Raw genomic sequence first — 21,435 nt, 5'->3', positions numbered from 1 at the left:
TCATGAATAAAAAAAGAGTTTGTTATCCACCTCTTCCATTCACAAAATTCCCCGTCTTCCGGATTTATCTGCAGAACATATTGAATTTTGCCAAGGAGTCTTTGGAGATATTTCTGTTTATCACCCGTATACTCAATATGAGATAAATGGTTTTCTAAGCCGAATTTTCGGATATAATAACACTCCTGACGCAGACGACGGCGGTAATTCTTCGGAACCTGAAGTTTTTCGTTCGCTACAATGCCTGTAATCTCCTGCCGGTTTTTCTGGGAGCAGATACGGGTTTTCTTATGGTTCAACTCAAAGCCCAGACGGTTTAAAAAGCCCTCTGCTTTTTTTAGTACTTCTTTTGGATGAAAGTCACCGGAAAAGGTCATATCGTCACAATATCTGGTATAAGCAATTTCTCGTACCCGGCACCAGTTTCCCATGTATTCGTCAAAAGGTTTCATGACAAGATTAGAAAGATAGGGGGAAGTTGGCGCGCCTTGAGGCAGTCTGTCTTTATAACAGCACAGATGAGCCAAAAGTGTGCGTACAGAATCCGGTATTCTCTCACAGGGAAATCCATGCTGATAGACGCTGATATAAGAAATACTGTCAAAAAAATCCTGTATATCCAGTTTCAACACCAGTTTTTGTGCCTGGTGAGGGAAAGCGTTGCTGCGAAGAGAGATTCCTTTTTGATAGGCGCAGGCATAGCCGGATACCGGAAATTCCCTTAGAACCTGCCGCAAAATTTGTGTTTGGACATACTTTAATACACTGTCCGGCGCATGAAGAATTCTTTTAGTGCCGTTTCTTTTAGGGATGGAGATTTTTTCGTAGTGTTCGTCTGCGTGATTGGCAAGAGCGTATAAAAGAGCCATTTCAGCGGTCGGTGTGTGGGTGAGATTTTCTGTCAGATGCAGAGAAAGAAGGAAATCCTGTGTCTGTTCTTTTGTATAATATTTCCAGAGAGAGGGAGCCATATGATACCTCCGTGTTTCCTGTATTGCTATTCATGAAAATGTATTTTTAAAAACACAGCAGACACTAAATGGTGATACCGGATTCGGCGAAGAGGTACGGCGCCGCAGGCGAGAAAGCACATGCAGTGTGCAGATGTACCTCGGAGCCGAAGGAGGGCTGGCGCAGCCATACCTTTCGGAATAAAAAATAGAAAAGCGACTCGCTTCTCTGACAGAAAACTGTCTCCTCTGTCTGCTGTGATTAAAATTACTGTAGCATAGGAAAGAGGGAAAGTAAAGAGTTCCTAAGTCCTAAATACTAAATCCCCAGCATACATTGTAAAAACAATGTTTTCGGGGGATTTTTCCTTGAAAGATTATATTGAGGAACGGGCGGTTGAAATAGCAAATTATATTATTGAAGAAAAGGCAACAGTAAGGCAGACAGCAAAGAAGTTTGGGGTATCGAAGTCTACGGTACATAAAGACTGCACAGAACGACTTCTTCAGATAAATCCGGCTCTGGCGGCGGAGGCGCGGAAGATCCTGGATTTGAACAAGTCCGAGCGCCATATCCGCGGTGGACTGGCTACCAGAGAAAAATATCTGCATATGGGGAATCATATAGAGGAGTAGGGATAAAATAGCAATAGGAAAATAAGAAGGACTGACACAGGTATTATGTTTAAAGAAGCGGTAAAATTTTTTAAACCATTCCTGTAAAAGTCCTTTTTTCATGTATTCATGAAAAAATGTCAAAATGTATAGGAACATTTGATTTTTAAGAGTAGATTGCACATATTGCCCAAAAGTGATAGTATAACTATCAAAAGTAGGAATGTGCAATGGGAAGTTCAGGAGTAAGAAAGCATCAGTATCAGCAGAGATACAAAAGAATTTTGTCGGCAGCGCTTACACTTTTCTGCGAAAAAGGAATTGAGGAAACTTCGATTGAGGATATAGCCGGGAAAGCAGAGGTGGGGCCGGCTACGGTGTACCGCTACTTTGAAACAAAAGCAGAAGTTGCCATTCAGGGTGGGATTTTGTATTGGAGGGAGGTTTCTGAGAAGTACTTGGTTCACTTATCAAAACAGAAGTATCTGGAAAGCAACGGCAGGGACCAGATTAGAAAGATTATGGATATTTTTGTGTGGATATTTGAACAGGAGTTTGATTTCCTGAAATTTCTTCAAGAGTTCGATGTGTTTGTAAGAAAATATCAAATTTCCCAGGAACGTTTAAAGGAGTATGAGCAGGAAATTCTGAATCTGAAACCGTATGTGACAGACGCTTTAGAGAAGGGAATTAAGGATGGCAGTCTGTATCTGACGCAGCCGGTGGAGAAAGTTTATTTTTCTGTGACTCATGCCATGCTCAGCCTGATGCAGAAGCTGGCTTCCAATGGGAGCATGCTTTCTTCTGACGAGAGAGTGGAACTGATTACTCAGATAAAGATTGTTTCGGAAATTATGATAAGGGGGTTACAGGCATGAAAAGATTGACGACGAGTAAAATATGGCTGTTTGCTGTGGGACAGTTCGGGTGGTCCCTGTTGTCGGGGATTATATCCAACTGGCTGGTTTATTTTTATCAGCCGGATAAGACAGCAGTGGCTCAGGGACAGAACATTTTTATCCCTCAGGGGATGGTTATCTTTGGAATTATAACGGTGATTGGAGGAATTACTGCATTTGGGAGGATTTTTGATGCTGTGACAGACCCCTTAATTGCTTCCTGGTCTGACCGCTGCCAGTCAAAAAACGGAAGAAGAATTCCATTTTTGAAATGGGCTTCCCTGCCCTTGGCCGTGTCCACAGTTCTGGTTTTCTGGTCACCGGTAGAAAAGACAAGCTGGATAAACGGAGTATTTCTGTTTTTTATGGTGATGATTTATTATCTTTCTATTACAGCTTACTGTACCCCTTATAATGCCCTGATACCGGAATTGGGCCATACGCAGGAAGAACGGTTGAATATTTCTACGGTAATTTCCTTTACGTTTATTGCAGGAACAGCGGTAGCTTATCTGGCGCCGGCTATTTGGGGGATGCTGATTCCTTCATTGGGGCGGGTGCAGGCCATTCGGCTTACTTTTACCGGAATGGCATTTTTGGCATTCTGGTGTATGCTGGTTCCTGTATTTTCTATAAAAGAGAAGGAGTATGTCAACACAGTGCCGACCAATGACACCGCATTTCGTTCTCTGGCATCTACGTTTAAAAACGGAGAATTCAGAAAATTTGTGGGCTCTGATATTTTTTACTGGATTGGGCTTACCATGTTTCAGACAGGATTGCCATTTTTTGTAACCAGTCTTTTAAAGCTTCCGGAATCCATGACTACCATTTATTTTGTGGGAATGACGGCACTTTCTGTGGTATTTTATGTTCCGGTTCATAAGCTGGTTTTGCGGTTTGGTAAGAAGAGACTGCTGGTGTTTGCTTTCGCAATATTTGCCTGTGCTTACTTTTATACGGGTTTTCTGGGGACATTCTCCAGGATTTCTCCTGTAGTGCAGGGCGGGATTCTTACTGCAGGGGCGGCATTGCCTATGGCAATATTTGGAATTCTTCCCCAGGCCGTGGTAGCAGACATTGCTCAGAGCGATGCCCTGGTGTCAGGCCAGAATCGGGAGGGAATGTTTTATGCAGCCAGAACCTTTGCCTTTAAGTTGGGACAAAGTCTGTCCATGCTGCTGTTTACGGCTGTTTCTACCATTGGACAGTCTGTTGGGACTGGATATCGGATGACAGCATTTTGCGCAGCGGCATTTTGTGTGGCAGGAGGAATTCTGTTCCTGCTTTATGATGAGGGGAAGATTAATAAACTCATACGGGAGGAAGAAAAATGAGAGGTTTCATCAGTCAGAAAGAGTATGAAAAGAAAATGCAGGATGTGGCAGAACCTTTTTTGAAACAACGGCGTGAGGATTTCTGGCTGGAACGGGAAACCGGAAGAAAAATTCATTGCGTGTATTATCGGGCAGACAATGCCAGGGGAATTGTAATTATTTCTCATGGGTTTACAGAGACAGCAGAAAAGTATAAAGAAAACATTTATTATTTCCTGCAGCAGAATTACAGCGTGTATATACCCGAACATTGCGGACACGGAAGGAGTTATGGATTGCTGAAGAAAAATTCGCCGGTGTATGTGGATTTCTGGGAACGTTATGTTTGCGATTTGCTCTATGCGGCTTTCTGGGCGAAAAAAAGAGAACCGGATTTGCCTCTTTATCTTTATGGTCATTCTATGGGCGGTGGAATCGGGGCCGCAGCGGCAGGGAAAAAGCCGGAACTCTTTCAGAAGGTCATACTGTCATCCCCCATGATTCGTCCTCTGACGCCTGGCGTTCCATGGAGAGCTGCAGTATGTATTGCGTACATAATGTGCTGTCTGGGGAAGGGAAAGAACTATATGCCGGGGCAGCATGATTACGAAGGGGAGGAATCTTTTGCACAGAGCGGAGCCTTATCAGAAGAACGGTTTTCTTACTATCAGAAAAAGAAAGCTGCAGAACCGGATTACCAGCTGGGAGGGGCTTCTTATGGCTGGCTGAAGGAAATGGCGGGATTGTACCATGTGCTCATGAGGAAAGCGTATCGCAAAATGCACATGCCGGTTCTGGTATTTCAGGCAGAGAAAGACTTTTATGTTTCTAATAAGGAGCAAAACCGTTTTGTAAAAAGAGTACATAAAAATACAGACAGTCTGATACATCTGATTTTGGTACCGGGAACAAAACATGAGATTTATCATGCAGATGACTGGACGGTACAGCAATATTGGGATACTGTTTTCAGATTCTTACAGTCGTAAGCTTCTGCAGTTTTTTACTGCGTCAGAAACTGTGCATATTTCTTCGGCGACACGCTGGTGGCCCTTGTAAAGGCCTTGAAAAAATTGCTGTAGTCATTAAATCCGCACTTGGCGCTGGCCTCAGTCACCGTATACCCCTCGGCAAGCAATTCTTTGGCATGGGAAATCCTCTTCGCCGTAATGTATTTATTAATGGTGGTTCCGGTGGCAGACTTGAAAAGCCTGCACAGATAAGAAGAACTGATGAAAAAATGTGCGGAAAGCTGTTCCAGGCTCAAAGGTTCTTCAATGTGCTGATTAATATAGGAAAGAATACTGTCCACCTGTGCATTGGAATTAATCTGAGTTTCCGTATCTGCAATGTGATTCTTCTGAAACCGTTTGTTCAGGAACACCATCAATTCCAGAAAAGCCGCCTGCTCCAGAATGTCGGTTCCGTATCCTGCTGTGTGTGTGAGCTTGTGTATGTAGTACAGGAAATTTTTCTGTTCCTCCAGGGTAAGGGAGACCTTATGGTTGGAACGCAGGGAACGATTCTGAAAACACGCATCTAAATCCGTGTTTGACGTGCTGAGGGATTTCACATAATCCGGGTAAATGGACAAGATAATCCGTTCATGAATCTGGCTGTCAATCTGAGTCAGATGGTGGCTTTCGTACTGATTAATGAAGAAAATATCACCCGGGAAAATGTTATAAAAGCAGTTATCGATGAGAAACTGTTTGCCGCCGGAAATGGAATAGTAAATTTCGTAACTGTCGTGAATATGCATGTCCATAGGCTTCTCGTCGCTGTATAAATGTGCGATGGAAAAAGTTTTATTCTGCAGGCAGTCGGTGATGGACTGTTTGCAGGAATTGAGCAGTTTCATATCCCGTGCCTCCTTTTCTGTAAATTCGTAAAATATCTGAAATAAAATTCCCATGTCGTTATATCCAGTATATAAAAGAATATTCTAAAAAGCAATGAAGAAAGTTCAAGATTTGCAAAGTTTTAAACAGGAAAAGAAACCTTCCCCAAAGAGCGGCCTGCTATAATAAAGTCATATGAAAGATTACCGTACAGGAAACAGAAAGGGGAACCAACATGGAAGTAAGAACCGCGTCATCACCAAGAGACGTAAAACATTATACAACAGACCGTTTAAGAGAGGAATTTCTGATTCAGAACCTGTTTGTGCCGGGGGAAATAAAAATGGTGTACAGCCATATTGACCGCATTATCACAGGTGCAGCAGTACCGGCAGGAGAAACACTGGTGCTTACTGCGGGGGCAGAATTAAGAGCAGAGTATTTCCTGCAGAGACGTGAGATGGGAATTATCAACATCGGCGGCACAGGTGTCATTGTGGCAGACGGCAAAGAATATGAAGTTGGACACAAAGAAGGCATGTACATTGGCATGGGTGTAAAAGAAATCACTTTTGCCAGCAAAGAAAGCGCAGTACCGGCAAAATTCTATTTTAACAGCACACCGGCGCACCATACATATCCGACGGTGTTGATTAAGCCGGAAGGAACACCGGAAGAGGGCGTTGTGATTGTAAAAGATGAAAATAAGGTAGAGCTGGGAACATTGGAACAATCCAATCACAGAACGATTTGTAAATACATTCTGCCGGGACAGGTAGAAAGCTGCCAGCTGGAAATGGGCATGACAAAACTGGAGCCGGGCAGTGTATGGAACACTATGCCATGCCACACCCATGACAGAAGAATGGAAGTTTATCTGTATTTTGATATTCCAGAAGATGCGTTTGTTATGCATTACATGGGAGAACCTACAGAAACACGCCACATTGTGATGAGAAATGAAGAGGCCGTGATTTCACCAAGCTGGTCTATCCACTCTGGTTCCGGTTCTCAGGCGTATACCTTTATCTGGGGTATGGCAGGGGAAAACCAGGACTTTGACGATATGGACCACATTGCAAATCAGGAATTAAAATAACAGGAAACTAAGTAGAAAAGGAGAACAGACATGGACGTTATGAAGAGTTTTTCACTGGAAGGAAAAGTAGCCCTGGTGACAGGTGCAGCATATGGAATCGGGTTTGCCATTGCAGAAGCTTACGCAAAAGCAGGTGCAAAAATTGTGTTTAACTGCAGAGGCCAGGAACACATGGATCTTGCTATGAAAGCATACGAAGAAAAAGGCATTGACGCAAAAGGATATCTCTGTGACGTAACAGACGAAGCACAGGTAGCAGATATGATTCAGGATATTGAAAAAACGGTGGGAACCATTGATATTCTGGTAAATAATGCAGGAATTATCAAACGTATTCCTATGACAGACATGAGTGCAGAAGAATTCCGTCAGGTCATTGACGTAGACTTAAATGCCCCGTTTATCGTGTCCAAAGCAGTCATTCCCGGCATGCTGAAAAAGGGGCACGGAAAGATTATTAACATTTGTTCCATGATGAGTGAACTGGGCAGAGAAACCGTGTCTGCTTATGCAGCAGCGAAAGGCGGACTGAAAATGCTGACAAAGAATATTGCTTCTGAATACGGGGAGTTCAATATCCAGTGCAACGGTATCGGACCTGGCTACATTGCCACACCGCAGACAGCGCCTTTAAGAGAAATCCAGCCGGACGGTTCCAGACATCCATTTGACCAGTTCATCATCAGCAAGACACCGGCTGCACGCTGGGGAAATCCGGAAGACTTAATGGGACCGGCCGTATTTCTGGCTTCCGAGGCTTCTGACTTTGTAAACGGACAGATTTTGTATGTAGACGGCGGTATTTTAGCTTACATTGGAAAACAGCCGAAATAATTTGAGATAAGGAATGAAAGATAAGCGGAGGAAAACAAGAATGAGAATTGCATTAATGAATGAAAACAGCCAGGGTGCAAAGAACCCGATGATTGAAAAATCTCTTAGAAAAGTTGTAGAACCCATGGGATTTACTGTGGATAATTACGGCATGTATACAGCAGAAGACGAGGCACAGCTCACTTATGTACAGGTGGGAATCCTGGCAGCAGTGCTCTTAAATTCCGGCGCAGCGGACTATGTAATTACCGGATGCGGCACAGGAGAAGGCGCTATGCTGGCTTGTAATTCTTTCCCGGGCGTTATCTGCGGACATGTAGAAGACGCTTTGGACGCATATACTTTTGCACAGATTAATGACGGAAATGCTATTTCTCTGCCCTTTGCAAAAGGATTTGGCTGGGGCGGCGATTTGAACCTGGAATACATTTTTGAAAAGCTGTTCTGTGAAGAAAGCGGACAGGGATATCCGAGAGAAAGAGCCGTACCGGAACAGAGAAATAAGAAGATTCTGGACGAAGTAAAGAAGGTTACTTACAGAGAATTCACAGATATTTTAATGGAAATGGACAGAGAACTGGTGAAAGGCGCACTGGCAGGAGAGCACTTCCAGGAACTGTTTTTCGCAAACTGCAAGTGTGAAAAAATTGCTGCCTGTGTAAGAGAAATCCTGGGCTGCTAGAGGAGAAAAGCATGTTTAGTTTAAAAGTAATTGATAAAAATGAACGAACGGTGGCGTGGGCCAGAGGGGAAGAAGAAGTCAATCTCATGGTGGCAAGAACCTACGAAGAAGGAGATAGAATTGTTCTGGAAATCTCCAAAGAAGGAGAATATGCATGGGTACAGTTTGACGATGCCCTGGGCAGAAATCTGGTTTATCTTACCGGCAATGCGCAGTATCAAATTCCTTTTGGCGAGAAGAGAATCAATCTTTCACCAAAGGCATTTTCCGGAAACAAGCACTTAATCAGTGTGCGGAAAGCCAGAGATTTTGAGGTGAAAAGCTATCGTAATTTAGCTTTAAATGTCAACGATACGCATGAAAATACCACCTGTTTTCCCCATGCCTTTGCCAATGTGGAGACAAGAGGCGAGTCTGTTTTTGCGGCAAAGAATGCCATTGACGGAGTGACAGCCAATGAATGTCACGGCGAATGGCCCTATGATTCCTGGGGAATCAACCGGAATCCGGACGCAGAAATGACTGTGGATTTCGGACGGGAAGTGGAAATCGACCGTATCATTCTCTATATCCGGGCAGATTTTCCACACGATAACTGGTGGAAAAAGGTGACTGTAACCTTCTCAGACGGAGAAGAAAAAGAGTTTTCTTTAAAGAAAACAGGCTGTGGACAGGAATTCACCTTTGAAAAGAAAAAAGTGACCTGGGTGAAGCTGTTCAAGCTGATTCCTTCCCCGGAACCGTCACCATTTCCGGCTCTTGCGCAGATAGAAGTGTACGGAACAGATTTGTAAAAAAAACGGGCATACAGGAGCAGAAGCATTCCTGTATGCCTGTTTTTGTTGTGAATCTCTTTCTTTTAAAATACGCACCCATGTGATAAGATAAGAATATCACAGATTTGAAGACAGGACGGGCTTATCATGGCGCAGACATATTATGAAGAGTTGCAGCAGTTTCTCCCCGGACTTTCTCCGGATATGCCGGATTCCTGCATGAAACTGGCAGAATTGTTCCGGGCACAGGCCTTTGAACTGCATATTAGAACATGGCCGACCGGGGAAGAAAAGTATTATATTCCTTATATGATGAACGACGCACTGGAGTGTTTGCTGATTCTGGAGCAATGCCGCATGACAGGCAGGTATCTCGTGGATTTTAAGGGAACAACACAAGCACATATGGCAAAAGACGGGGAAGTTTATCTTTTGGTAGTCAGGCAGGGAGACGACAATGTATTTACCATTTGGTTTTCGTCTATTCGGGAAGAAATGACCTGTTATCAGTATCACCGTATCGGACATTTCTGGGTAAAAGGACAGGAACAGTGGCGGCGGCTGGTATATATAGTAGGAACCCTTTACGATAAATATTCTTATATGGGGGATACTGTGTGTACACAGGCGGAAAAAGAACTGCTTCCTCTTATGGAACTGGCGCCTTTTCGTGCTTTTTCGCCGGTGAAGGAATCCCTGGATGAGGAATATCCGGACACGCTGGAAGGGGTGGAATGCATGAAAAAGCTGGCATTGGAAGCCGGGGATTGGAGATTGGCACACCTGCTGAAAGTTTACCGAAGATTTCCTTTTCCCTGGGCAGAAAAACGGATACAGAGGCATATGGAGAGCAGAGCGGGAATTCCTCTTTATGAGGTGCTGTACAGGAAAACAGAAGCTGCGTCCAAGGTCTATCCCATCCGTGATTACGGAAGAAAAAGCAATGAGGAAACAGAGGAGAAAAGGCGGGCAGTATCCCGGAAATTACAGGAAAAAGGTTTTACGGGAGCGTATCCTTTTTTCCGAAAAGGCAGTATGCAGATACTGGCCATGGAGGAACATCCTTTTACGCTGTTGGAGGCAGAGGACTTTTCTTTTCGGATTCAGTTTATGGTTTCTGTCAGCAAAAAGGATAGTGAGAGGTACAATGGCGGCTTTTTTAAAGGAAGGCAAAACCGCGGATGGATAGAGAAAAATCTGGATTTTCTCGGAGGAAAACAGTCAAAGGGAGAGGAAGAGTAAAATGACAGAATATCTGCTGGGAAAGAACCCCCATACCATATCAGTAAGTCTGATGAATCTGCAGGAATTTTCTGCATTAAAGGGAAATTATCCTCATAAGAGAGAACTGATTCACAGCATGGAGCAGGCAGTTTCCTGCAAAGCGGAAGTGTACGCCCAGTGTCTGTTCGGAGTGCTGAAGATTCCCGATAAGAAAAATTTAGAGAAAAAGCCCTGGATTGCCGCCTGGTATTTTATGAAAAATAAACTGATTTTTCTGGATGACGGAGGGCAGATTAGCCGGATTTTAGAGAAAATAAAGGATATGGAATTTGGTGGAAATGCTTTGGAGGGACAGCTTCTTTTGGCCGTGTTTAACGGATTGATTGATGAGGAAGTTCCTTATCTGCAGAAGGTGGAAGAAAAGATAACAGAACTGGAAAATATTCTTCTGGAGGAGACACCAAGGGATTTTCCAATGGTTTTGATGGGACTTAGAAAAGCAATGATGAGGCTTCATACATTCTATGTACAGCTTCTGGATATGGCGGAGGAACTGCAGGGAGCGGCAGGAGAAATTCTGGTGAAGGAAGAGGAAAATGCCTGGTGCGTGTTTTCAAACAGAGTGTCCCGTCTTCATGATTACACAGAAAATATCAGAGAGAATCTGCTGCAGCTTCACGAATTATATCAGGCACAGATAGACATTCAGCAGAACGAAATTATGACTATGCTTACCGTAGTCACAACTATTTTCCTGCCTCTGTCGCTGCTGGCAGGCTGGTACGGTATGAACTTCGGAAACATTCCCCTTTTAAACTGGAAGTACGGATATCTCACCGTGGTGCTTCTGACCCTTGTTATCATTGGACTGGAGCTTCGTTATTTCAGGAAAAAAGGTCTTCTGAAGAATAAAAAGAAATCTTAAATGCCAATACTAATAAAAAAGAAAAGAGGGCATTTCAGATGGAATCACAGACCAGAAACCTGCTGCGGGAATGCAGTACAGGATGTAAAATGGCAATCAACAGCTTCAATCAGATGCGGGATTATGTGGAAGATGAAAAGCTGAAAGAACTTATGAATACCTATGATAAAAAACATAAGGAATACGAAGAACAGGCTGGAAAAATGCTGAAGGAGGGAGGAAGCGAAGAGAAAGAGCCGGGCGTTATGGCTTCTGTCTTTTCCCGACTTTCTACGGATGTGAAACTGCTTATGAAAGATGACAGCAGCCAGATTGCAAAGATGATTATGGATGGCTGCAACATGGGGATTCAGACCCTTGGGGGATTTGTGAATCAGTATAAGAATGCCTCCAGACAAAGCCTTGCGCTGGCGGAAAATATCATAAAAACAGAAGAAAAACTGATGAAGGAAGTGCAGGAATTTTTATAATCTGCAGGAAAAATTGGTAGAGATACAGAGGGCAAAGGAAGGGTTTATGGATAAATACAAGGTTTTAAAGGATGTTTTTGGATACGATACATTTCGAGAAGGCCAGGAGGGGCTTATAGACAGTACCCTGGCAGGACGTGATGTGCTTGGCATTATGCCTACAGGGGCGGGAAAATCCATCTGCTTTCAGGTGCCTGCCCTGCTTTTTCAGGGGATAACCATTGTGGTGTCGCCTCTGATTTCGCTTATGAAGGACCAGGTGGCTGCTTTAAATGCAGCAGGCGTACATGCGGCTTTCATCAACAGTTCGCTGACAGAAGGACAGTATAGGAAGGCCATGGAATTTGCCGCCCGGGGGCGGTATAAAATTATTTATGCAGCACCGGAAAGACTGATGACAGATTCCTTTCTGGCGCTTGTCAATCAGGTGGAAATTTCTATGGTGGCTGTAGACGAAGCCCATTGTATTTCCCAGTGGGGACAGGATTTCCGTCCAAGTTACCTGAAAATTGCAGAATTTATTCAGGTTTTGCCGAAACGCCCTGTGATTGCCGCTTACACGGCAACAGCTACAAGGGCAGTAAAAGAGGATATTTTGTGTATTCTGGGACTTCAAAACCCCTTTGTGGCTGTAACAGGATATGACCGGAAAAATCTCTGTTTTGCAGTGGAAAAGCCAAAGGATAAGATACAGGCGCTGTTAGATTATCTGGATAAAAACCGGGAAAAAAGCGGTATTATTTATTGCAATACCCGGAAAAATGTGGAAGAAATCCACCGTCGTCTGATACAGGAGGGATATCCTGCTGTGCGGTATCATGCCGGGCTGTCTGATGAAGAAAAGAAGCAGAATCAGGAAGATTTTATCTATGACCGGATGCCTGTTATGGTGGCAACCAATGCGTTTGGGATGGGTATTGACAAGTCTAATGTGCGCTTTGTTCTGCATTTTAATATGCCAAAAGATATTGAAAGCTATTATCAGGAGGCAGGCCGCGCCGGGCGGGATGGTGAGCCGGGAGAGTGCGTGCTGTACTATGCCGGACAGGATGTGAAGACGAATGAATTTCTTATTAACCAGCAGATGGAAAACGAGGAATTTGACAGGGAAGACATGGAACTGATTCGGGAAAGAAACTTTGAACGGCTGCGGAAAATGACATTCTATTGTTTTACCAACGAATGCCTGCGGGAATATATTCTGCGGTATTTCGGTGAATACGGAGGAAATTACTGCGGAAACTGCAAAAACTGTCTCACGGAATTTCAGGATACAGATGTGACGAAAGAGGCGGAAAGTATTTTGAAACTGGTAAAAACCAGTGGACAGAGATATGGAATACAGGCTGTTACAGACGCTGTTCATGGCTCGGACAGCGCCAAAGTACGGCAGTTTCATTTAAACGAAAATACATATTACGGAGTCTTGAAAGACCGAACCATTGTGCGGATACGACAGATTTTAAATGACCTGCTGGTAAAGGATTATCTGGTTCTGACAGCGGGAGATTATCCTGTTTTAAGGCTGGGGGAAAGAGGAAAAGCAATGCTTGACGGGGCAGAGGAACAAGTGCTTTTGAAACTGCCAAAAGAGCAGCCTAAGATGCAAAGCAGTGCGAAATCCGGCAAACAGAAAGTCACAGATGAGGTGAAATATCCCCTTCTCTTTGAACGTCTGCGGCAGAAACGGTACAAAATGGCCCAGGAGGCCAAGGTGCCGCCTTACATTATTTTTTCCGATAAAACACTGCGTCAGATGAGCACCTATCTTCCGGTTACGAAGGAAGAAATGCTTTCCATAAATGGGGTGGGAAACAGTAAGTATGAGAAATACGGAGAGGCATTTGCAGAGGAAATCCGAAATTTTATAAAGGAAAACGGGATTGAGAAGTGAAAAGGGGTGAAGAATCAGAAAAATAGCATACAGAAGAGACTGTAATTCGCAGTCTCTTCTTTTTTTGCCTTTTCCTGCGTAAACTGAACAAAAGACAGTAAGGAGACACACATGAAATTTCTGATTTTTCTTTCAGAGGTTAGTATTCCTCTTATCCTGTTTTACATAGTAGGCTTTGGTATTCTGATGAAGTGCCATGTATACGAAGAGTTTGTAAAGGGTGCAAAGGATGGACTGAAAACTGTGGTGGGAATTCTGCCCACACTTATTGGCCTCATGGTAGCTGTAGGGGTTCTGCGGGCTTCGGGATTTCTGGATATGCTGGGAGAACTGCTGGGAAAGTTTACTGCACATGTGGGTTTTCCCGCGGAGCTGGTTCCCTTAACGATTGTACGGATGTTTTCTTCCAGCGCCGCTACAGGCCTGGTACTGGATATTTTCCGGGAATTCGGCACAGATTCCCGTGTAGGACTTATTGCGTCTATTATGATGTCCTGCACAGAAACGATTTTTTACACGATTTCTGTATATTTTATTGCTGCAAAAGTGAACAAAACCAGGTATACGGTGTGGGGGGCGCTGCTGGCTTCTTTTGCGGGAATTGCAGCCAGTGTGGTATTGGCGGGAATGATGTAATAGAAAAGTTGTTGACAAAAATACATCATAATGCTAATATGGTAACACGCTAAAGCAAAGGGGGATAAAGATGAGATACTACGATAAAATAACACCGGACGGAACCAGGGATTTGCTCTTTGCCGAGTGCGACCAGCGTTCTCAGGTGACGAAGACTTTAAAGGATTTATTTGTCTCCCAGGGATACCGCAGGGTGATGACACCGGCACTGGAGTTTTACGATGTTTTCGGAGAAGCAGCGAAATATCTGCCAAAGGAAACCATGTATAAGCTGACAGATTCCAAAGGAAGACTCATGGTGCTGCGTCCGGATTGTACAGTTCCTGTGGCAAGGCTGACGGCAACCAGACTGAAAGGAATGCCACTGCCTCTCAGACTGTATTATAACCATAATATTTACCGGGGTTTTCCTGAGAGAAAGAGTAAAAGTGTGGAAATCAACCAGGTAGGAATCGAATTAATAGGCGGCTCCTCTCTGCGCAGTGACTTGGAAGTTGTGGAACTGGCCGCAAGAAGTCTGGACAAAATCGGCAGTGGAAAGTACCGGCTGGAACTTTGCCACATCGGATATTTCAAGGCAATTATGGGAAGTCTGGATGCAGATGAGGATACGAAAGAAGAGATTCGTCTTTTGATTGAACAGAAAAATTATGCCAGCCTGACAGATATTTTAGGCAAGGCCAAGGAGAATAAAGCGGCCAGAGCGCTGCGAAAACTGCCGAGACTGTTCGGTGGGGAAGAGGTCTTTGAAAAAGCCTATGACTTGTTTGATGAAAATGGGGCAAAGGAAAGCCTGGATTACCTGAAAGGCATTTATGAATACCTCTGCAGACTGGGCCTGGGAGATAAGGTTATTATTGATTTGGGACTTGTAAATCTGGCGGAATACTATACGGGAATTATCTTTCGCGGTTACTTTGACGGCGTGGGAGAGCAGGTACTCTCCGGGGGGCGGTACGATACGCTTCTGGGTCAGTTTGGAGAAAATCACGGTTCCATTGGCTTTGGAATCAATGTGGATTTGGCAAGTCAGATGGTTCATCCGGAGCCGGAAAAAATACCGGAAATTCTGATTTTTGCCAGGGATATCAGTGCAGTTCCGGATAGTGTGCGCTATAGAAAAACACTGGAAGAGCAGGGAAAAACAGCAGAAAACAGTGTCTTTGATACCTTAGAGGAAACTCTTGCATATGCCCGTAAGAAAGGGATTTTAACAGTCCATTTGGTTGGTGAAGAAATCACGGAATATCAGACAGGGAAAGGAAGGAAAGAGGATGAAACCAATTAGAATGGCACTGACCAAAGGGCGTCTGGAAGATAAAACCATAGAAATGCTGGAGCGGCTGGGATATGACTGTACCAGTGTGAGAGAAAAGGGAAGGAAGCTGATTATGCCCATAGGGGACGGCAGTATTGAGATTGTGTTGGCCAAGGCGGCGGACGTGGTTACTTATGTGGAAACCGGAGTCTGTGATATGGGTGTGGTAGGGAAAGACACCATTATGGAAAAAGGTGGAACTTTCTATGAAATTGCAGACCTGGGATTCGGAAAATGCCGATTTGCCCTGGCAGCTTTAAAGGGGGCAGATGTGTATCGCGGATATAAAACCAGAACGATTGCCAGCAAGTATATGAATGTAGCGAAAGCCTTTTTTGAAAGCAAAAATATGGACATTAATCTGGTGAAAATAGAAGGTTCTGTAGAACTTGCCCCGGTGCTTGGACTGGCGGATGCCATTGTGGATATTGTAGAAACAGGCACTACATTAAGGGAAAACGGACTGGAAGTCAAAGAGAACATCTGTGATATCAGCGCTCGTCTGATTGTCAATATCGCCAGCATGAAGCTGCGAAAAAATGAGATAGAAAAACTCATTGAGAAGATAGAGCAAGATGTAAAAAGCAGAGAATAGGGAGGTGCACTTATGGCATATCAGATACCGGAAAAATTGAAAAAACTCCAGGCTTATGAGCCGGTTACAGAAGTTTACAAAGTGCGCCTGGATGCCAATGAAAGCTTTATAGACCTGCCGGATGAGATTAGAAAAGAGGTTCTGGAAGCTATCAGTCAGGTGGAATTTAACCGTTATCCGGACCCGGAAGCAAAGGAACTTTGTCAGTGTTTTGGTGAATTTTTTCAGGTGGATTCCAGGCTTCTTACTGCAGGAAATGGTTCGGATGAATTGATTTCCCTGATTGTGCAGAACTTTCTGGAACCTGGACAGACTATGCTTACCGTAAGTCCGGATTTTTCCATGTATGGATTTTATGCGCAGGCTGCAGGAGCCAAAGTTGAAATTCTGGATAAGCAGGATATGGTGCTTTGTGCAGAGGATATGATTCAAAAAGCAAGAGAAACCGGAGCAGAATTGATTATCTTTTCCAACCCCTGCAATCCCACGGCTCTGAAGCTGGAGCGGCAGGATATTCTTCAGATTGTGGCACAGACAGATGCACTGGTGGTTGTAGATGAGGCTTATATGGATTTTTCAGAAGGTTCTGTATTGGACGAAATCGAGAATTACGGAAATTTAATTGTATTGAAAACCTGTTCCAAGGCCTTTGGAATGGCGGCTATCCGCTTGGGATTTGCAGCAGCCAATGAAGAAATTACCCGGATTTTAAAGGCGGCAAAATCTCCGTATAATGTGAATTCCCTCACTCAGGCGGCGGGCTGTGCTGTCTTAAAACACAGGGAATATCTGCAGGAATGTACGGAGAAAATTAAAGAATCTGTGGGAGAATTATATGCTGGGTTAAAGGCGCTAAAGGAAAAAAAGCAGCAAATCCGTAAACTGTATCCTACCAGTACAAACTTTGTTTACGTCGATATAAAAGCTGGGGAAACTGTATTTGAAGGGCTGAAAAAGGCGGGGATTTCCGTGCGTTTTATGAAAGGATATCTGCGTATCTGCGCCGGTTCTCAAAGAGAAAACCAGGAAATTTTACAGAGCCTTGAGAACTTGCTGCAATAGGAAAACCGCTGCAAAAAGAAAGGGGAGAGACCAGTGAGAACAGCAAAAATAGAGAGAAATACAAAGGAAACGCAGATTGCGCTGATTTGGAACACAGACGGGCAGGGAATTTATGAAGGCACTTGCGGTATCGGCTTTCTGGACCATATGCTGCAGGCTCTGTGCGTGCATGGAAAGTTTGATATTCAACTGTCCATGAAGGGAGATTTGGAAGTGGACTGTCACCACAGCACGGAAGATTTGGGCATTGTTCTGGGGATGGCTCTTGCAAAAGCATTAGAAGAAAAAGGCGGCATTCGTCGTTATGGTACGGCATATATTCCCATGGATGAGACATTAGGATTCTGTTCTTTGGACATCAGCGGCAGGGCTTTTCTGGTGTATGAAGCAGAATATGAAAACCAAAGTATTGGCGCCCTGGACTGCTGTATGATAAAAGAATTCTTTCGTGCGCTGGCCTTTCAGGCAGGGATTACGCTGCACATGAAAATCCTCTATGGTGAGAATGACCACCATAAGGCAGAAGCCCTTTTCAAAGCATTTGCTCATGCATTGAAAGACGCTGTAACAGAAACCGGAGGCGGTGTTCTTTCTTCAAAAGGAGTGTTGTGATGATAGCAATTATTGATTACGGTGCGGGGAATCTTTTCAGTGTGAAAAATGCCCTGGATTACCTGCAGATAGAGAATTGTGTGACAGAAAAAGCAGAGATAATACGCCGGGCGGACGGGCTGATTCTTCCCGGGGTGGGAGCTTTTCCGGATGCCATGGAAAGGCTGGAAAGGAAGCAGCTGGTGTCCGTAATTCAGGAAGAGGCGGCAAGGAAACCCCTTCTGGGAATCTGTCTGGGAATGCAGCTTTTGTTTGAAGAAAGCTGGGAATTTAAGAAGACAAAAGGATTGGGCCTGATACCGGGCAAAGTCATCAAAATAGATGGAAAAGGGGAAAAAATTCCCCATATGGGTTGGAATCATCTGGAGGTATTAAAACCCTGCAGTATGACGGAAGGAATGGAGGAAAACAGCTATGTGTATTTTGTTCATTCCTACAGAGCGGATACAGAGCCTGAATACCTTTCCTGTACCACTTTTTATGGGGAAGAGATTCCCGCACTGGTGCAGAAAGATATGGTTTACGGTGCACAGTTTCATCCGGAAAAAAGCGGAAGTGTGGGATTGAATATGTTAAAAAATTTTGCGAGGCTGGTGGAAAAATGATTATATTACCTGCAATAGATGTAAAAGATAAAACCTGTGTACGCCTGGTACAGGGGGATTACAGCACCGCGCATAAGGTAGCGGAAGACCCCTTAAAAACAGCAGAAAACTTTGCGCTGCAAGGGGCAAAATGGATACATATGGTAGATCTGGACGGTGCAAAAGCAGCCTGCCCGGTCAATGAGGAAATCTTTCTGAAGGTGGCAAAAGAATCCGGACTGCACACAGAAGTAGGAGGCGGAATCCGCAGTATGGAAACCATAGAGTGGTATTTGACCAGGGGAATTTCCAGGGTGATTCTGGGGTCTGCAGCAATCAAAAATCCTGTGCTTGTAGAGGAAGCAGTCCGGATTTTCGGCAGTCAGATTGCAGTGGGAATTGACGCCAGGGACGGTGCACCCGCAGCAGAAGGCTGGTTGGAAAGGAGCAGTCTTTCCTATCTGGAACTGGCAAAAAAGATGGAACAGGCAGGTGTAAAAACCATTATTTATACAGACATATCCAAAGACGGAACCTTGCAGGGCGTGAATCTGGAGCAGCTTGCAAAATTAAACGAAACGGTGTCCTGTAATATTATTGCCAGCGGAGGTGTCCGCTCCATAGAAGATATTGAAGCGTGCAAAAAGCTGGGGCTTTATGGCTGTATCTGTGGAAAAGCCGTATATACAGGCAGCCTGGATTTGCGGGAAGCGATAGAAAAGGCAGGTGAGCAGTAATGCTGGCAAAAAGAATTATTCCCTGTCTGGATGTCAGGGATGGCAAGGTAGTCAAGGGGATTCATTTTGTAGGTATCCGGGAGGTTGGCGACCCGGTAGAATGTGCTGTTGCATATGACAGACAAGGGGCGGATGAACTCTGTTTTCTGGACATTACAGCCACCCATGAGGGAAGGAAAACCATGGTTGATGTGGTAAGAAAAACGGCGGAAAATGTCTTTGTTCCTTTGACTGTGGGAGGAGGAATCCGCAGTGTGGAGGATTTCCGGGAAATCCTCCGGGCAGGTGCAGATAAGGTAGCGGTAAATTCGGCTGCGGTGGATCATCCTCACCTTATCCGCCAGGCGGCAGAGGTATTCGGAAGTCAGTGTGTGGTTGCGGCTATTGATGCAAAAAGAGATGAAACAGGCGCATTTCATGTGGTGGTTCACGGCGGAAGAAAGGATACAGGACTGGACGCTGTCTGGTGGGCAAAAGAGTGTGAAAGGCTGGGAGCCGGAGAAATTTTACTGACTTCTATGGATGCGGACGGCGCAAAAGAGGGGTTTGATTTGGAACTTTTAAGGGCTGTTTGTGGGGCAGTTTCCATTCCTGTCATTGCCAGCGGAGGCTGCGGAAAGACAGAGCATTTCTCTCAGGTATTTGAAGAGACAGGGGCGGATGCAGCGTTGGCAGCTTCTTTGTTTCATTATAAAGAATTGACGGTAGATGAGGTGAAAGCTCATTTGGAAGAACATAAAATACCGGTAAGGAGACAGAATAAAGGATGAAAGAGATAGAGGAATATTTTACAAAAGCAGACCTGCTTCCTGCTATTGTACAGGAGGCGGAAACAGGAGAAGTGCTGATGCTGGCTTACATGAACCGGGAAAGCTTTCAGAAAACCCTTGAGACGGGATACACCTGGTTTTACAGCCGTTCCCGGCAGGAATTGTGGAACAAGGGAGCGACCTCCGGCCATGTACAGAAGGTAGTGGATATTAAGGGAGACTGCGATAAGGATACGGTTTTAATCACCGTGGTTCAGACGGGAGGGGCCTGCCATACAGGTGCCCACAGTTGTTTTTTCAGAGAAATCGGAAAGGAAGAAATGCTATGATGGATGTCGTGAAAGGTTTATATGAAGTTGCAAAGCAGAGAAAAGAGACAAAGCAGGAAGGCTCCTATACCTGTTATCTTTTTGAGCAGGGGCTGGATAAAATCCTGAAAAAATGCGGAGAGGAATGCAGTGAAGTGATTATTGCAGCCAAGAACGGAAACAATGAGGATACGGCCAATGAAATCTGTGATTTGCTGTATCATCTTATTGTCATGATGGTACAAGCCGGGATTTCTGTAGAGGAAGTAGAAGGGATTCTGGAGGAGAGACGGCAAAAAATAGGAAATTTGAAAACGTTTCATGTCAGTGACCACAATACCTGAAACAGAGGATAAAATTTCTGCCGATTTGTTCATAATTTATTCTGTGAAAATCCTGCCGGATATGATAAACTGTGGGTAAGAAAAAAGACAGTTTATGGAAATGCGGGTAAAACTATGAAGGAAGAAAAGAAGAGGATTGCGTTCAAGATATTGCTGAAAATCCTGTTGGCAGTACCGCTGACAGTTATATTTATTCTGATACGGTGCGTACAGTTTTTCTTAAAGCTGTGCGGACCGGTTGTTTCGTTTGTCTGCATTTTGTCATCCGTGGTGGTTTCCCTTGGAGTGCTGATAGAAATTATTTTGCAGATACAGGGAAAAGGACCGGGAATCGCGCCTGTTTTTCTGACAATGGCCCTTGCCGGAGGTCTGGCTTATGTACCGGTGGCAGGCGTAGGCATGGTTATGGTGGTTTTGGAGGCGGTGTGCAGCTGGATATGGAAGTTTTACATGGGAAATTCGGACAGCCTGAAGGCTTTTTACAAGCGTCCTGATTACAAATGGTCCGCTTTTGATGAGAGCTATAGGGGCGGAGAAAGCAATGATTCGGAAGTGCACATACACTATTTTAAGGGAATTAAGAATCTGGAAGAATTGAAAAGAAGATATGGGGCGCTGCTTCGGATTTACCATCCGGTGAATGATTTTGGTGAGGATGAGATTACCAGAAGTATTGTGAAGGAATATCATTATCTGAAAGACAGGTTTCTGGAAGAAAATTATAAAGAAGAAAAAAAGAGAAGAGACTAGTAAGTGAAAAAGAGTCTCTTCTCTTTTTTGAATCTTAAAATAGTTGTGATTGGGAAAAGTGCATAAAAATAAGGCTGTATAATTAAGACAAGTGACGAAAAGTGAATAATATATTGACAATTATCAGGTGAAAATGTAAAATATGTGCATAAGAAAATAATTTAAGAAAACACTTTCTTGAAAACGGAGTGTGG

General features: G+C 44.2%; 25 protein-coding genes. 23 read left to right on the top strand and 2 right to left on the bottom strand.

The window, feature by feature from the left end; all coding sequences use genetic code 11:
* The coding region (locus WKT17_RS12485) for a reverse transcriptase family protein (protein ID WP_340273052.1) at positions 1-971 on the bottom strand (971 nt) is incomplete at its 3' end.
* A gap of 348 nt (positions 972-1,319) precedes the next feature.
* Between WKT17_RS12485 and spoIIID the strand changes: the two genes are divergently transcribed.
* The 4 genes from spoIIID to WKT17_RS12465 all read left to right on the top strand — a co-directional run bounded on the left by spoIIID (position 1,320) and on the right by WKT17_RS12465 (position 4,769).
* Complete coding sequence (gene spoIIID, locus WKT17_RS12480; protein WP_173749399.1) at positions 1,320-1,586, top strand: sporulation transcriptional regulator SpoIIID; 267 nt, start codon at positions 1,320-1,322, stop codon at positions 1,584-1,586.
* 209 nt (positions 1,587-1,795) lie between these two features.
* On the top strand, positions 1,796-2,443 hold the full coding sequence (locus WKT17_RS12475; protein ID WP_173749400.1) for a TetR/AcrR family transcriptional regulator: 648 nt from the start codon (positions 1,796-1,798) through the stop codon (positions 2,441-2,443).
* Positions 2,440-3,801 carry an MFS transporter gene (locus WKT17_RS12470; protein WP_291681812.1) on the top strand — a complete coding sequence of 454 codons (1,362 nt, stop codon included), beginning with the start codon at positions 2,440-2,442 and terminating at the stop codon, positions 3,799-3,801. Before WKT17_RS12475 ends, WKT17_RS12470 begins: the two co-directional genes overlap by 4 nt.
* Complete coding sequence (locus WKT17_RS12465; protein ID WP_173749402.1) at positions 3,798-4,769, top strand: alpha/beta hydrolase; 972 nt, start codon at positions 3,798-3,800, stop codon at positions 4,767-4,769. The genes WKT17_RS12470 and WKT17_RS12465 overlap by 4 nt, the downstream gene beginning before the upstream one ends.
* Positions 4,770-4,783: 14 nt before the next feature.
* Here WKT17_RS12465 and WKT17_RS12460 read toward each other — a convergent pair whose 3' ends face one another.
* Positions 4,784-5,641, bottom strand: a complete 858-nt coding sequence (locus WKT17_RS12460; RefSeq protein ID WP_173749403.1) for a helix-turn-helix transcriptional regulator — start codon at positions 5,639-5,641, stop codon at positions 4,784-4,786.
* A gap of 215 nt (positions 5,642-5,856) precedes the next feature.
* Between WKT17_RS12460 and kduI the strand changes: the two genes are divergently transcribed.
* The 19 genes from kduI (at position 5,857) to WKT17_RS12365 (ending at position 21,241) form a co-directional block, all read left to right on the top strand.
* Positions 5,857-6,720, top strand: a complete 864-nt coding sequence (gene kduI, locus WKT17_RS12455) for a 5-dehydro-4-deoxy-D-glucuronate isomerase (RefSeq protein ID WP_291681809.1) — start codon at positions 5,857-5,859, stop codon at positions 6,718-6,720.
* Positions 6,721-6,750: 30 nt separating this feature from the next.
* The gene (locus WKT17_RS12450; protein WP_291681808.1) at positions 6,751-7,554 is read left to right on the top strand and encodes a gluconate 5-dehydrogenase; all 804 of its coding nucleotides are present in this window, start codon (positions 6,751-6,753) and stop codon (positions 7,552-7,554) included.
* 40 nt (positions 7,555-7,594) lie between these two features.
* Positions 7,595-8,236 carry an RpiB/LacA/LacB family sugar-phosphate isomerase gene (locus WKT17_RS12445; protein ID WP_173749406.1) on the top strand — a complete coding sequence of 214 codons (642 nt, stop codon included), beginning with the start codon at positions 7,595-7,597 and terminating at the stop codon, positions 8,234-8,236.
* A gap of 11 nt (positions 8,237-8,247) precedes the next feature.
* The gene (locus WKT17_RS12440; RefSeq protein ID WP_291681806.1) at positions 8,248-9,030 is read left to right on the top strand and encodes a DUF7402 domain-containing protein; all 783 of its coding nucleotides are present in this window, start codon (positions 8,248-8,250) and stop codon (positions 9,028-9,030) included.
* Between the two features lie 129 nt (positions 9,031-9,159).
* Positions 9,160-10,254: a DUF3878 family protein gene (locus WKT17_RS12435; RefSeq protein WP_291681804.1), complete on the top strand. Its 1,095-nt coding sequence runs from the start codon at positions 9,160-9,162 to the stop codon at positions 10,252-10,254.
* A gap of 1 nt (position 10,255) precedes the next feature.
* Positions 10,256-11,161: a magnesium transporter CorA family protein gene (locus tag WKT17_RS12430; protein WP_291681803.1), complete on the top strand. Its 906-nt coding sequence runs from the start codon at positions 10,256-10,258 to the stop codon at positions 11,159-11,161.
* 38 nt (positions 11,162-11,199) lie between these two features.
* Complete coding sequence (locus WKT17_RS12425) at positions 11,200-11,631, top strand: DUF2383 domain-containing protein (RefSeq protein ID WP_173749409.1); 432 nt, start codon at positions 11,200-11,202, stop codon at positions 11,629-11,631.
* A 46-nt stretch (positions 11,632-11,677) separates the two neighbouring features.
* Positions 11,678-13,525: a DNA helicase RecQ gene (recQ, locus tag WKT17_RS12420; protein WP_294461239.1), complete on the top strand. Its 1,848-nt coding sequence runs from the start codon at positions 11,678-11,680 to the stop codon at positions 13,523-13,525.
* A 111-nt stretch (positions 13,526-13,636) separates the two neighbouring features.
* Complete coding sequence (locus WKT17_RS12415) at positions 13,637-14,161, top strand: spore maturation protein (RefSeq protein ID WP_173749411.1); 525 nt, start codon at positions 13,637-13,639, stop codon at positions 14,159-14,161.
* A 70-nt stretch (positions 14,162-14,231) separates the two neighbouring features.
* On the top strand, positions 14,232-15,449 hold the full coding sequence (hisZ, locus tag WKT17_RS12410; protein WP_173749412.1) for an ATP phosphoribosyltransferase regulatory subunit: 1,218 nt from the start codon (positions 14,232-14,234) through the stop codon (positions 15,447-15,449).
* Positions 15,436-16,074, top strand: a complete 639-nt coding sequence (gene hisG, locus WKT17_RS12405; protein WP_173749413.1) for an ATP phosphoribosyltransferase — start codon at positions 15,436-15,438, stop codon at positions 16,072-16,074. Before hisZ ends, hisG begins: the two co-directional genes overlap by 14 nt.
* A gap of 12 nt (positions 16,075-16,086) precedes the next feature.
* Positions 16,087-17,136 (top strand): histidinol-phosphate transaminase, encoded by a 1,050-nt coding sequence (gene hisC / locus WKT17_RS12400; protein ID WP_173749414.1) that lies wholly within the window; start codon positions 16,087-16,089, stop codon positions 17,134-17,136.
* Positions 17,137-17,169: 33 nt separating this feature from the next.
* Positions 17,170-17,748, top strand: coding sequence for an imidazoleglycerol-phosphate dehydratase HisB (hisB, locus tag WKT17_RS12395; RefSeq protein WP_173749415.1), 579 nt, complete (start codon positions 17,170-17,172; stop codon positions 17,746-17,748).
* Positions 17,748-18,353, top strand: a complete 606-nt coding sequence (hisH, locus tag WKT17_RS12390) for an imidazole glycerol phosphate synthase subunit HisH (RefSeq protein WP_173749416.1) — start codon at positions 17,748-17,750, stop codon at positions 18,351-18,353. The genes hisB and hisH overlap by 1 nt, the downstream gene beginning before the upstream one ends.
* Positions 18,350-19,069, top strand: a complete 720-nt coding sequence (gene hisA, locus WKT17_RS12385; protein WP_173749417.1) for a 1-(5-phosphoribosyl)-5-[(5-phosphoribosylamino)methylideneamino]imidazole-4-carboxamide isomerase — start codon at positions 18,350-18,352, stop codon at positions 19,067-19,069. Before hisH ends, hisA begins: the two co-directional genes overlap by 4 nt.
* Positions 19,069-19,839, top strand: coding sequence for an imidazole glycerol phosphate synthase subunit HisF (gene hisF / locus WKT17_RS12380; protein ID WP_173749418.1), 771 nt, complete (start codon positions 19,069-19,071; stop codon positions 19,837-19,839). Before hisA ends, hisF begins: the two co-directional genes overlap by 1 nt.
* Positions 19,836-20,168, top strand: a complete 333-nt coding sequence (hisI, locus tag WKT17_RS12375) for a phosphoribosyl-AMP cyclohydrolase (protein WP_173749419.1) — start codon at positions 19,836-19,838, stop codon at positions 20,166-20,168. Before hisF ends, hisI begins: the two co-directional genes overlap by 4 nt.
* The gene (gene hisE / locus WKT17_RS12370) at positions 20,165-20,491 is read left to right on the top strand and encodes a phosphoribosyl-ATP diphosphatase (protein ID WP_173749420.1); all 327 of its coding nucleotides are present in this window, start codon (positions 20,165-20,167) and stop codon (positions 20,489-20,491) included. The genes hisI and hisE overlap by 4 nt, the downstream gene beginning before the upstream one ends.
* 114 nt (positions 20,492-20,605) lie before the next feature.
* Complete coding sequence (locus tag WKT17_RS12365) at positions 20,606-21,241, top strand: hypothetical protein (protein WP_291681795.1); 636 nt, start codon at positions 20,606-20,608, stop codon at positions 21,239-21,241.
* The last annotated feature ends 194 nt before the right edge of the window (positions 21,242-21,435 follow it).

It is taken from the genome of Blautia sp. HCN-20427 (assembly GCF_037890365.1).
GTDB lineage: Bacteria > Bacillota > Clostridia > Lachnospirales > Lachnospiraceae > Blautia.
The sequence above is the reverse complement of the archived record's forward strand: the minus strand, read 5'-3'. Positions and strand labels throughout refer to the sequence as shown.